Below are 12,708 nucleotides of genomic sequence, written 5' to 3'. Positions count from 1 at the left end.
GAGTACAAAACAATCCCTTCTTGCAGAGCCAAGAACGGGATTGTTTTTTGGTGAAAATCATCTTTTCTTAAACAGAAGTAGGCGCTGTTTCACCCTTTTTAGCATTATGTAAAAATGTCATATGACATTTTTACACTAGTAGGTTTGACAAAGAAAGCAGTATGATGCTGGTATTAAACAGAGAGGAGTGATGAACCTTATGAAATTAAGATTCATCCAGAATGGTTATTTTTTATTGCTAACTTTCATTACAGGACTGTTTTATTTTTGTTTTTACCTGGTAGCTCTGCTATTGAGTTTCACCCTTTCATTTACCGTAGTCGGGATTCCACTAGTTATACGCGTACTTCAGACTACCACAGCCTTTATTCAATTCGAGCGCATACAAACGAAAATTTACACTGATATTTCGATAGACTCTTACAATAGAAGTGTAACAACGGATACATCAGACTGGGCTCAAGTGAAATTAGGGCTTACGAATCGTCGCACCTGGTCTGCTGTCTTTTGGTTAATGAGGAAATTTGTGATTGGAATTTTCAGTCTCATTAGTGCAGTCATTTTATATGTAATGCCACTTATGTTTCTATTGGCACCACTACTGTATCGATCGATTGACATGAATATTATTTTCATGCAGATCGATACTTTTGCCAAGTCGCTCCTTGTAATGTCTATTGGTATAGTGTCTACCGCTATAAGCATTAAAATAGTAGATAGTTTGGTAAAAAAAATTGGAGGTTATACACGCAGTATGATACGGCAGCTAAATCGATAGAAGTTTGCAGTCTAAATTAAAAGGATAAAAATGCGATAAAGATTATTCTATAATATAGGAAATAAGAAGCAAGGCTACTTAGTAGGTAAATGACTTGTTGAATATGGTTAAGTATTGGTTTTGGTATGATTGGATTATGTTAGGAATCCGTCTACTTGTTAGTATGTCTATCATCCTAGCTACATTAAATTTTCAGGATGGTTTAACATTACCACTTTGGATTATTATTCCTTGGGAGGTTGTTGCCTTCTCTATTCCATGGGTAGCCTTACTGTTCAATTACAAATATTACTTGTTCACAGAGATATTGCTATATGGCGGACTATGTATCTATTTAACTTCTTTATTTCCAGAAGCTTACAATACATTTCTTATATCGGTGTTTCTTATCGCAGCAAATAGTAAGCATTTGTCCTATTACTGGACTGCTCCAACAACAATTTTTATTATAACTGGAATTTTCTATGCGGTTGCGCCAAGTAATAGCTATTGGATCATGGTCACCTACTACGGATTCGCTTATGTAATGGGGTTCGCTTTTCATTTATTAATCGTCAATCATAAGCAAAATGAAGCGATTTCTAAACAAAACGCGGTTCTTGAGCAATATATGTCTCAGATCGAACGCATTACACTTGCAGAGGAACGAAGTAGGCTGTCTAGTGAGCTTCATGATACAGTAGGCCACGCTTATACTTCCATTATTTTGGGGATGGAAACGTTGCGGACCGAGCTTGTTACCGAAAAGGGTATACAGAGGCTAGATTCTCTGCTTGAAATGGGACGTAAAAGTATTGAGGACGTGAGAGGTTACCTACATCAAATGGATTCTCCGTGTCAATCGCTTTCCTTAATTCAATCTCTACAAAATCTTGGAGCTGAATTTCAAGAGTACGCTCGGGTGAATGTAAGCTTTCGAGCATTCGGAGAGGAATACGAACTGTCTCGGCAAGCGAGAATAGCGTTCATCCGTTGCTTACAAGAGTCCCTTACAAATGCAGTACGTCACGGTCAGGGGAATGAAATGATCGTTTCATTGCAGTTTGAACAACAATTTACGAGGTTAGAAGTGCAAGATAATGGAAAGGGAAATGTAGAATGGCAGGAAGGCTTCGGTATTAAAGCGATGAAAGAGCGGGTAATGAATTTACAAGGTCAATTGTCTGTATATACTAAGCCAGATGAAGGAATGCTTGTTACATGTACTATACCGCGACAAACTGAAATAAAAGATGGAATTATTCGTTTGTTAATTGTCGACGATCAACCGTTCGTTCGTGAAAGTTTGAGGACACTACTCGACAGATATGAAGATTTAAATATAGTCGGTTTGGCTGAAGATGGCGAGCAAGCCATCGACTTATGCGGGCGGCTGCAACCCGACATTGTACTAATGGATTTAGATATGCAGCACATGGATGGAGTCGAAGCAACCAAAAGGATTAAGCAACAATGGCCACATATCCGCGTATTGATTTTTACAACGTTTCAGGATACGGAACAGGCATTGGACACCCTTCGTAACGGTGCGGATGGTTTTTTACTTAAATCTATTGAAACGTTGGAGCTAGCTAATGCGATCCGACTTATTCACAGAGGTGGGACCCTGATAGATCGGGGAATGTCTCACAAAATATTTGAGAAGTTTGATGCGCAAAATGAGACACCGCAATCAAAAGCAACCGTTTACGAGCTAACGGCTAGAGAGATAGAAATATTGCAGCTAGTAGCAAAGGGACTACGATACAATACGATCGCATCAAGATTATATTTATCAAGTGGTACGGTAAGAAACTATGCTTCCACAGCTTACACAAAGTTAGGAGTGCGCAACAAGGAAGAAGCAATCCAGATGGCTCAAGAAATAGGAATTATTGAATGAGAAAAATGTTTGTTGTTTCTTTAGAGCTAAGCGGAAAACGACTTAAGACAAAATTAAGAGGATTGAGTCCTGTACAATACAGGATTCAATCCTTTCAAGGTTTGTACCAATTTTTTCCTCTTAACGTATCATAACTGAAATATTGTCTAAATTAGGCAGTCTTTTTTAGTTCTAAAAATAAATCTTAAAATACTAGTCTGCTAAATTTAAGTACAAGTATATCAAAATATAAAAAGCATTAGCCTCCTCCACTTCCTAATATAATAAGAGTATCCTAAGATTAAATTTCCTGAATTGGAGTGAATTTTCATGCTTGAAGTAAAAGGACTGGCTTCTTATTCACCTTTAGGGCATTTGAATGAGTTTCGGAAAGATCCAATATTTTTTTTAAGTGAACTTTATAGAAATCATGATAGGATTGTCTCATTTCGATTTGCTCATCGTAAAATGAACTTGCTATTGGAGCCCGATTTAATAAAAGAGGTATTAGTAACTAAGCAGCATTCTTTCCATAAATCAAAGCCATTTCAAGAGATGAAAACCTTGCTCGGTGAGGGATTGTTAACGAGTGAAGATGAAGTACATATGAGGCAGCGGCGTTTGATACAGCCATCATTTACCAAGCAGCATATACAATCCTATGCAGAAGATATGACATTGCTCACGGAAGAGTTTATTAGTTCTTGGAAGGATGGTGAAGAGCGTCTCATTAGTAGAGATATGATGGAGCTTACATTAGCTATTATTGCTAAAACTATGTTTAGTATGGATTTGAACCAAGGACATGATCGTGTTGGGAAACACTTTGACATTATTATGGATATTGCAACTAAGCGAATTCGATCTGTTTTAAAAGCTCCACTCAAACTGAATACACCTAAAAATAAATCTTTATCGGAGGCTATTAAGGCAATCGATCAGGTGTTATATGAAATTATTGAAAAAAGAAATAGCTCAGAAACAAAAGAAGATTTACTAGGACTACTAATGCAAGCAAGGGATGAAGAGTCTAATGAGGGAATGACGAATCAACAATTAAGGGATGAAGCAATGACCATTTTCCTGGCAGGTCATGAAACAACTGCAAATGCATTATCTTGGTGTTTCTATCTTTTATCCCAGCATCCTGATAAAGCTAAATTATTATATGAAGAAGTAGATCGTGTTCTTGGCAAAAGACGAGCAGATTCTCATTCTATGAAAGATTTAATCTATACTCAGCAAACTATTTGGGAAAGTATACGTCTTTATCCTCCTGCATGGCTTATTAGTAGAAAAGCAATAGAAGATGTCAGCATTGGCGATTACAAAATTCAAAAAGGTGAGACAGTCATGATGAGTTCTTATATCATGCAGCGTTCTGAAAAGTATTTCTCACATGCAGAAGAATTTCTTCCAGAGCGGTTTAAGAATGGAAAAGTAGAAGGGGTTCCTGAATATGCGTATTTTCCTTTTGGTGGTGGGCCACGTGTTTGTATCGGAAATCATTTCGCAATTATGGAGGCTACTTTAGTATTAGCAACGATCGTTCAGCATTATACGATTGAACTAGCTCCTAATCATCATAAAGTGGAGACAGAACCGCTTATTACACTTCGTCCGAAAGATGGCTTACGTATGATTGTAAAAAAGAGAAAATGAGCAGATTTAGTGTACACACTTAGGCAAGTGTCTTTTCCAGAAGATTTTTCATAGAATATAGCATTCTCTTTACAGTATGTTGAAAGGGGTTATATTTTTTGGAAAAGACAAAACTTACTGGACGGATTGTTACACCAAATGATGCGGATTATGAACAGGCTAGAACAAATAATACTTTAAACAATCCAAAATTCCCTAAAATAATTGTATTTTGTCAAAACAAACGAGATGTATTAAATGCTTTGAATTGGGCGAAGGAAAATAATATGCCATTTAGAGTAAGAAGTGGCAGGCATAACTATGAAAATTTTTCACTCGTAGATGGTGGTCTTGTGATTGATGTTAGTGAGATGAATACAGTTAGTGTAGATTGCAAAAGCATGACTGCAAAAATACAAGCCGGGGCTGATTTAGGGAAAGTATATAATATACTATGGGAAAATGGTACGACAATCCCAGCAGGTACTGAAAGTAGTGTTGGCCTTGTTGGTCTTACACTTGGCGGAGGTATCGGGATGCTGTCGCGCTTGTATGGTCTTACATGTGATAATCTGCTTGAAGTAGAAATAGTTGTATCGAATGGGCATGGGAAAGCTAAACTGATTAAAGCAAATAAGAACAAGAATAGTGATCTTTTTTGGGCTTGCTGTGGCGGTGGAGGCGGAAATTTTGGCATTGTCACGTCGCTTAAATTTAAAGTACACCCAATTTCAACAGTTTCGATCTTCTCGATTATTTGGGAGTGGGAAGACTTTGAAGACGCTTTTGATGCTTGGCAAAATTGGGCAATTAACACGGATATCAAGCTAACTTCAGAAATTGAACTAAATTCTAGGGAAGTAAATCAAATTATTGCGCAAGGGGAATTTGTAGGCCCAGTAACAAAATTGAAAGAATTGTTACAGCCATTAACAGAAACTGGTTCACCCATAAAAGTAATGGTAAAGGAAGTACCTTATATAGAAGCTGTTCATTTTTTTGATGATCCAAGTGGTAATGTCCCAGCTTATAAAAAGAGGTCAGGGTCTTTTCTAAATAAAACTTTTTCAAAGAGAGCAATCTTAATCATGAAAAGTTTTCTAGAAAATACACCAAATGGAAAATCAAGTATTTGGCACCAATCCCTTGGAGGATCTGTAAAGCGGATTAGCCCAGATGAAACTGCCTACTATTACAGGGATGCTATTATCGCTCAAGAGTATCTTGCTAATTGGAGTAAACCTGAAGAAGAACGAAAAAACAATCAGTGGGTCGAAGAGTTAAGGAATGCCTTATCAAGATACACTACTGGTGACTACGTAAATTGGCCTGATCGGTTTATTAGAAATTGGCCAACCGCATATTATGGTGGGAATTTAAATCGTCTTAGAGTTGTGAAACGAGAATATGACCCATTCAGTCTATTTAAATTTCCCCAAAGTATACCGCCTTCTATTAGTTGGTTTTAAAGTGGAAAATTCAAAAAATAGTAGTGGAAAACCGATCAATCGAATTTCCAAATTGGTCGGTTTTTCCATATCTAAGAAGTTACTAGAAAAAGGTTCTTATTGCTCCGATTTACTACTTTTATTGCCTCTTGTAAAGACAAAGTAATTACCGAGTATTGAAAATAATAGCAGTGCAAAACCGAAAATAACAATTTGGTAGTTTTTATCTACGTAACCAAAATAACAACACACTATAGTAACAGGTAAAATCATTATAATGATGCAAAACTTAAGTACAAAATTAGGGACATCCATCTAGTCTTCACCTTACTTAGTATTTTTTCATTTAGTTTTTCTCAGTTAAAATTCTTTATTCAAACTATTTTTATACAGTACTATTAAATTGAACATCCTATCGAAAAATGAAATTTGGATTTATTACCCATACTAGTTAAGAAATAGAACAATAAAATAGAAGGTGTAAATATGATTGAGAATGATAAGCAAATTGTAGGAGAAAAGGCAGCAGAATTTGTAAAAGATGGAATGGTAGTTGGATTAGGTACGGGATCTACAGTTTTATATACGATAAAAAAGCTTGGGCAATTAGTTCAGGAAGGACTGAATATAAAGAGTATTCCAACCTCCATACAAACTGAAAAGCTTGCTAAAGAGGTGGGTATCCAACTCGTAAACTTTAGTAAAATTGACCAGATTGATCTAGCAATTGATGGTGCCGATGAAATTAATCCAAACTTTGAGCTAATTAAAGGTGGGGGAGGCGCTCTATTAAGAGAGAAAATCATTGCGAAGGCAGCTAAAACATTTATAGTAGTTGCTGATCCAACTAAGATGGTAGAGAGATTAGGGAAGTTCCGACTTCCAGTAGAAGTTATTCCATTTGGCATGGAAATGACGATGAAACATATTAAGGCAATCGGTTTAAGTCCTGAACTTCGTTTAAATGGAGCGACTCCGTTTATTACGGATAATGGAAACTATATTTTTGACTGCAGTATACCTAATCATATTCAAACTCAAATATTAGAAAGAGAGCTCAATTTAATTCCAGGTGTGGTAGAAAACGGATTATTTGTTGGGTTGACTGATTTAGTGATCACGCTGGGGAAAAATAAAAATGTTGAAACATTAAGTAAATAGTGCAAAGTTAACTTATTTACTAGATGTAATGAAGAGTACATACTTGCCCGTTCCTACTATATATTCAATAATAATAGTAAGAGATAAAGAGTTAATGGGAAGAGGGGGATTATATGCAATTAAGAGTTTCGGCCGTTCAATATCATCTTCACACAATAAACTCCTTTGAAGAGTTTGAAAAACAAGTAGAGCATTATATTAAGACAGCAGAGGAATTTGAAGCTGAATTTATCATTTTTCCTGAATTTTTTACAACACAGCTTATGTCAATTGGTAATGAAAAAGGTGAGGCTTTAACGATTCAAGATTTACCAAACTTTACCGAGCAATATCGTTCTTTATTTATAAAGTTGGCAAAACAATACAATATGCACATTATTGGAGGAACGCATGTTATTAAAAAAGGCGATCGACTATATAATGTTGCACATTTGTTCTATCCAGATGGGCGAATTGGTGAGCAGGCAAAGCTACATATTACACCAACAGAGGTAAATGAGTGGAATATGAGTCCAGGTGACGGCCTAGAGGTTTTTGAGACAGATAAAGGAACAATTGCGATGTTGACTTGCTATGACATTGAATTCCCAGAAATCGTTCGAATGGCAAAAGCTAAAGGAGCAGATGTCATTTTCTGTCCATCATGCACAGACGATCGCCATGGGTTCCACCGAGTTCGTTATACATGTCATGCAAGAGCAATTGAAAATCAAGTATATGTTGTAAATACTGGTACAATTGGTTCACTTCCAACTGTTGATTTTATGCGTGCAAATTTCGGTCAGGCAGTTGTAATCACTCCTAATGATATCCCATTTCCTCCAAAAGGAATTATGGTAGAAGGTGAAATGAATCAGGATATGATTGTGACAGCTGATCTTAATTTAGATTTATTATACAAAGTTCGGGAAAAAGGATCCGTTACAACATGGCGCGATCGACGTACAGACCTTTATCCAGATTGGTAAACTAATTCTTAAATAGAAAAGAGAGTTTTAGCACATGTATCGAAAGGAATTTTTTGTTTTCGACCAAGACAAACCAGTCCCAGTGGTAATCCGAAATTATAATGAGAATGATTTTACTGATTTAATCCGTATTCAACAAGAAAGCTTTCCACCACCATTCCCATCGGAACTATGGTGGAATGAGGAGCAACTTAAGAACCATGTAACTCTTTTTCCAGAGGGAGCGTTATGTATAGAAGTAAATGGTCAAATGGCGGGTTCTATGACAGGTCTACTAGTTCAGTTTGACCCAAGCCATCCTGACCATTCATGGGAAGAGGTTACTGATCATGGTTATATTCGTAACCACAGCCCAAACGGAAATACACTTTATGTCGTTGATATTGGCGTCAGACCTTCCTATCGAAAATTAGGTTTAGGCAAATGGTTAATGTTTTCTATGTATGATGTTGTTGTACATCTTGGTTTGGAAAGATTGCTTGGTGGAGGTAGGATGCCAGGATATCATAAAGAGGCGGATAACTCGTCACCAAAGCAATACATAGATGCTGTAATAAAAGGGGAGCTAAAGGATCCAGTTATTAGTTTTTTACTTCGATGTGGTCGTACCCCGGTTAAAGTAGTAGCCAATTATTTAGAGGACGAAGAATCATGCAATTATGGGACTCTAATGGAATGGGAAAATCCATTTAAACATTCTAATTAAAGGGAGAGAAAGAAAATGGAATTTAAAAGAATAACAAATATCAATGACCCATTATTTAAGCAAATGCATCAATTAATGCAAGATGTATTTCCTCCAGAAGAAGTATTAGAATTTGATCTTTGGAAAGAACCTTTGGAGGATCCAGGAATTCGTGTTTTTGTTGCTGTCCATGAAGATAGAGTAGTAGGGGCTACAGAATACCGCTATTATGACGATTTTAATGTTGCCATGACTGACTTTACAATAATTGGCCAAGCTGGTTTAGGTATCGGCCCATATTTGGCACAAAATAGATTAGTAGATTTACAGACATTAGCAACTGAAAATAATAAAAAGTTATCAGGTATGTTTGCTGAAATTTACGATCCATATCGAGTAGAACACCATGAATTTGGCGGCGTTAAACCTATGAATCCATATGTTCGCAGGGAAGTATTAGCTCACCTAGGCTATAAGCGTCTGGATTTTGAATATATTCATCCATCATGGAACAATGACGGTGAAGCGGTAACAGGTCTAGATCTTTGTTTCCTTCCAATGGATGGGGAGATGAATGAGCTTCAATCAGACTTGATCGTAAAGTTTCTAAAGCGTTATTATACAGTGTTATCAAATAAACCAGAGTCTTGGTATGAAATGATTGAAAACTTAGAAGAGAAAGAAAAAGTCGCATTAGTCTACTTTTAAGTGAACATAAAAAAAGCTTTTCGATAAAGACTTCGAGAAGCTTTTTTTATATTCGATCTAATTAAACTAAAAAAGTTTTCGAACAAACCTTTAATTGAGAAGTTACCATATGTTTAGTCTGCTTGTTTTTGTTTTTCCTCTTTTTTATTGCTCACTTTAGTAGTATAGGATTTTGGCTTATCGGATCCATTTATAAGTTTATAAATATAGTCTGTTGTTAGTTTATAGCTGTCTTCTAGTTTTGTCGTGATATAGCTTGCTCGTTCAAAAATAATCGAGCGTAAATTGTTGAGCTGGTGAGAGATTCTATCCATCATTGCTTCTTGAGTATCAAGACGATCTAAAACCCCATGTTGAAATTCCTCTTGCTGTAATAATCCATGAGCTACTTCATTTTGTTTTTCAATTAGCTTATCTAGTTGTAATGAGAGAGCTTGGTTATCAGTTTCACTTTTTTCCAATCGCTTTGCCAATTCTGTATAAGCTTCATTTAAACTAATCATTTGAGTAATTAACGTTTGTTTTTCCAAACTGTCATTTGCGTCTGATGTATTTAACCGTTGGATCATGATTCTTTCAAATTGTTCACGCTCACGGTTACTACCTATAAGACTACTTATTTGATTTTTAACATGATTCCACTGATTTGTTTGCAATTCTTCTAATTGCTCATATCGTGGCTTCAATTCAGAGATTGATTTTTCCAGGCTCATGTTATTTTTTTGTTGTTCTTCTATTAGTTCAGCTAAGTAATTATGCCGAACAAGCCCTTGATTCGGTGTTTGTATTGTTTCATTATTTTTAAAGACATCAGGGTGTTCATTCTTATTAATAAATAATCCCACTACTATTTCTCCCTTTCTATAATTTTTTACTAATATTTTATGTTCAAGTACAGATGGGGGAACTTGGGTATGTTTAGTTGGGCTATTGTGTAGCTGGAATACGACGATTGGTTAGGAAATTTGAAGAGTGTAATGTTCTGTCCTTTCCATATAATAAATTTTAGTAAAAGAGTATTTTTAGTAAATATGAAGTGGGAACTTAGACTCATTTTAGCAATTAATCTCTTATTAAATTAATATGATAAACACAAGGATAAAGAACAGAACAATGGTCTTTAAAAGGTTTAAAAAATATTATCTGAAAATTAAGTAAATTCGTATCACCAGCCTATTTTCTTTGAATAGTATGATGTAAGGTGGTGATAACTATGGATTTAGGCTTCGGACTTGCGGATTGGATGCTATATACTATTTGGGCAGTAACTGGATTAATGATTCTTGATTTTGTAATAGCATTTATCCGTTCATTCTGGAAAGGTTCATTCGATACATCTTTTATACTAGGATATTTAAAGGATATTCTATACTTCATTTTTCCACTGAAGTTTTTAATAACAATGTTTGGACTTGATCCTACAGGATGGATTTTAATAACATTTTATTTCATCGGTGGAATCGCAATCGTTATTAAGTATTTGAAAGACATATTTAGTAAATTTCAATAACTATTGAAGCCCTCTTCTAAGGAGGGCTTTTTAGGTTGAAATCAAATTTTTTGGACTTTGTAAACAAACTAAAATACCTATGTCAAAGAGGTTTTTTTATTTTTTTTAACCAAACAAATTTATTTAGTTTTTGCATACATATATTTCTAGGCACCAATGGGCTAATCTTTTCATAGAATATTCAAAAAATTCCCTAGAAGGAAGTAATGTTTATGACAAAATATCAATGGGTTAAATGGCGAAGAGTATTAATTTGGTTAGCTGTTATTGTTTTGATTGGTGTTGTGCTTACTAAAGGAGGGCCAACATACTGGAGTGTAGCAATATCGATTGTTAGTCTTTTATTTCAGTTCGCTGTTATGATTTTCATGGCGATCATCCAATTTGTAGCAATTTTCTGGTTTCTAGCCAGAGGTCGTACTTATTGGATTTTACCTGGTGAGACTGGATCAACGTGGGATGATTATCGTGGAAACCCTGAGATTGTTGAAAATGCAAAACGAATCGTAACACTATTAAAAGGTGTTAAAACGTTTAAAGAGATGGGAGGAGAGGCAATTCGTGGATTGCTGCTTTGTGGTCCTCCTGGTACAGGGAAATCTTATCTTGCACAGGTTATTGCGAATGAGGCGCAAGTACCTTTTGCTTATGCCTCGGCTCCAAGTTTTCAAAACATGTTCTTTGGTGTAGGGAATTTGAAAGTAATGGGAATATACAAAAAGGCTAGAAAGTTAGCTAATATTTACGGAGCGTGTATCATTTTTATCGATGAAGTCGACGCAATTGGTATGTCTCGTCAAGGAGGAGGAGCCGGTGGTGGTGGATTGTTCGGTATGGGAATGGGTTCTGGATTATTGAATGAGCTATTACTGCAAATGGATCCTCCAAACATTGATAGTTCAAAAATAGCAAAATTTCTTCGCTCACTCGGATTACGTAAAAAGAAAGCAGAGCGCCCCGCAGTTCTGACGATTGCAGCTACAAATTTACCAGATGTACTTGATCAAGCATTACTACGTCCTGGGCGTTTTGACCGTAAACTTTGGGTAGATTCTCCAGATTATGATGGTCGTATTGATGTTTTCGAATATTATCTAAAAAAGGTGAAAATCGATTCATCTTTAACACCAGAGCGAGCTGCACTTGATACGATTGGATATAGTCCAGCACAAATTAAACATATAGTGAATGAATCTGTCGTAATTGCTCATCAGCGAGGTGCTGATGTTGCAAATTACACTGACTTCCGAGATGCAATGGAAACGTATGAGTGGGGACTTAAGCAGCCACTTAGATCCATGAGTGAAGATGAGAAGAGAAATGTAGCGTATCATGAAGCAGGTCACGCAGTAGCTCAATATTTGTTAAAGCCACATGATCGAGTATGGAAGGTAACCATTATTCGTAGGGGTGACGCACTTGGTCTGGCTGCGACTAAGCCAACAACAGAAAGATATAATCGAAGCGACAGCGAAATACTTGCAGCAATCCAAGTTTGTTTGGCAGCAAGAGCAGTAGAAGAAGAGTTTCTCCACAAGAAATTAAACGGTGTCACATCTGATCTGCAACAAGCAACCCTACTTGGTGGTGCATATTTAGGTTTAGTTGGAATGGGCGATGAGTTATTCAGCTGGAATGCATTAGGCTCACAAGCAGAAGGACTTAGAGCACTACGACCAAAAATTAACCTTCTTCTAAAGGACCAAATGTGCCAAGTAAAAAAACTTGTTACTGAACACGCCGATTTTGTACACTCAATCGCACAAGAGCTACTAAAAAGAGGCGACTTAACAGGGGAAGAAATAGAAGATATTTACGAAAGCATTTATGCACGTACGCGTCCTGAACCACCTACTGTAAAGATTGGTTCTATTTATGAGAAAAATATTCAAGGATTGCTTAAGGATTTTGATAAATTACCTGAAAGCGATCAGAACTAGCTGAAACA

11 protein-coding genes are annotated in these 12,708 nt (G+C 36.2%); 10 read left to right on the top strand and 1 reads right to left on the bottom strand.

The features are described 5' to 3' along the window. Positions 1–199 precede the first annotated feature (199 nt). The 8 genes from COI44_RS11505 to COI44_RS11465 all read left to right on the top strand — a co-directional run bounded on the left by COI44_RS11505 (position 200) and on the right by COI44_RS11465 (position 9,250). Positions 200–778 (top strand): sensor domain-containing protein, encoded by a 579-nt coding sequence (locus COI44_RS11505; RefSeq protein ID WP_098428076.1) that lies wholly within the window; start codon positions 200–202, stop codon positions 776–778. Positions 779–872: 94 nt separating this feature from the next. Continuing rightward, the gene (locus tag COI44_RS11500) at positions 873–2,660 is read left to right on the top strand and encodes a helix-turn-helix transcriptional regulator (protein WP_098428075.1); all 1,788 of its coding nucleotides are present in this window, start codon (positions 873–875) and stop codon (positions 2,658–2,660) included. A gap of 309 nt (positions 2,661–2,969) precedes the next feature. Continuing rightward, positions 2,970–4,301 carry a cytochrome P450 gene (locus tag COI44_RS11495; protein ID WP_098428074.1) on the top strand — a complete coding sequence of 444 codons (1,332 nt, stop codon included), beginning with the start codon at positions 2,970–2,972 and terminating at the stop codon, positions 4,299–4,301. 98 nt (positions 4,302–4,399) lie between these two features. Next, positions 4,400–5,749 carry an FAD-binding oxidoreductase gene (locus tag COI44_RS11490; RefSeq protein ID WP_098428073.1) on the top strand — a complete coding sequence of 450 codons (1,350 nt, stop codon included), beginning with the start codon at positions 4,400–4,402 and terminating at the stop codon, positions 5,747–5,749. 465 nt (positions 5,750–6,214) lie between these two features. After that, positions 6,215–6,889: a ribose-5-phosphate isomerase RpiA gene (gene rpiA, locus COI44_RS11480; protein WP_098428071.1), complete on the top strand. Its 675-nt coding sequence runs from the start codon at positions 6,215–6,217 to the stop codon at positions 6,887–6,889. A 113-nt stretch (positions 6,890–7,002) separates the two neighbouring features. Continuing rightward, the gene (locus COI44_RS11475) at positions 7,003–7,857 is read left to right on the top strand and encodes a carbon-nitrogen hydrolase family protein (protein ID WP_098428070.1); all 855 of its coding nucleotides are present in this window, start codon (positions 7,003–7,005) and stop codon (positions 7,855–7,857) included. Between the two features lie 34 nt (positions 7,858–7,891). Next, a complete protein-coding gene (locus COI44_RS11470) occupies positions 7,892–8,563 on the top strand; it encodes a GNAT family N-acetyltransferase (RefSeq protein WP_098428069.1) in 672 nt (223 codons plus the stop codon). A 15-nt stretch (positions 8,564–8,578) separates the two neighbouring features. Beyond that, the gene (locus COI44_RS11465; protein WP_098428068.1) at positions 8,579–9,250 is read left to right on the top strand and encodes a GNAT family acetyltransferase; all 672 of its coding nucleotides are present in this window, start codon (positions 8,579–8,581) and stop codon (positions 9,248–9,250) included. A gap of 113 nt (positions 9,251–9,363) precedes the next feature. Here COI44_RS11465 and COI44_RS11460 read toward each other — a convergent pair whose 3' ends face one another. Beyond that, the gene (locus COI44_RS11460) at positions 9,364–10,095 is read right to left on the bottom strand and encodes a hypothetical protein (RefSeq protein ID WP_098428067.1); all 732 of its coding nucleotides are present in this window, start codon (positions 10,093–10,095) and stop codon (positions 9,364–9,366) included. A 368-nt stretch (positions 10,096–10,463) separates the two neighbouring features. Between COI44_RS11460 and COI44_RS11455 the strand changes: the two genes are divergently transcribed. Together COI44_RS11455 and COI44_RS11450 are read left to right on the top strand one after the other, a co-directional pair. Beyond that, positions 10,464–10,760, top strand: a complete 297-nt coding sequence (locus tag COI44_RS11455) for a hypothetical protein (RefSeq protein WP_088014129.1) — start codon at positions 10,464–10,466, stop codon at positions 10,758–10,760. A gap of 212 nt (positions 10,761–10,972) precedes the next feature. Next, the gene (locus COI44_RS11450; protein WP_098428066.1) at positions 10,973–12,700 is read left to right on the top strand and encodes an AAA family ATPase; all 1,728 of its coding nucleotides are present in this window, start codon (positions 10,973–10,975) and stop codon (positions 12,698–12,700) included. The last annotated feature ends 8 nt before the right edge of the window (positions 12,701–12,708 follow it).

It is taken from the genome of Bacillus sp. AFS088145 (assembly GCF_002564465.1).
Classification (GTDB): domain Bacteria; phylum Bacillota; class Bacilli; order Bacillales; family Bacillaceae_G; genus Gottfriedia.
The sequence above is the reverse complement of the archived record's forward strand: the minus strand, read 5'-3'. Positions and strand labels throughout refer to the sequence as shown.

What these genes read in the sequence shown, in the direction of transcription:
- COI44_RS11505 (WP_098428076.1), top strand. Translation starts at nt 200, where the DNA reads ATGAAATTAAGATTCATCCAGAATGGTTATTTTTTATTGCTAACTTTC.
- COI44_RS11495 (WP_098428074.1), top strand. Translation starts at nt 2,970, where the DNA reads ATGCTTGAAGTAAAAGGACTGGCTTCTTATTCACCTTTAGGGCATTTG.
- rpiA (WP_098428071.1), top strand. Translation starts at nt 6,215, where the DNA reads ATGATTGAGAATGATAAGCAAATTGTAGGAGAAAAGGCAGCAGAATTT.
- COI44_RS11475 (WP_098428070.1), top strand. Translation starts at nt 7,003, where the DNA reads ATGCAATTAAGAGTTTCGGCCGTTCAATATCATCTTCACACAATAAAC.
- COI44_RS11470 (WP_098428069.1), top strand. Translation starts at nt 7,892, where the DNA reads ATGTATCGAAAGGAATTTTTTGTTTTCGACCAAGACAAACCAGTCCCA.
- COI44_RS11465 (WP_098428068.1), top strand. Translation starts at nt 8,579, where the DNA reads ATGGAATTTAAAAGAATAACAAATATCAATGACCCATTATTTAAGCAA.
- COI44_RS11455 (WP_088014129.1), top strand. Translation starts at nt 10,464, where the DNA reads ATGGATTTAGGCTTCGGACTTGCGGATTGGATGCTATATACTATTTGG.
- COI44_RS11450 (WP_098428066.1), top strand. Translation starts at nt 10,973, where the DNA reads ATGACAAAATATCAATGGGTTAAATGGCGAAGAGTATTAATTTGGTTA.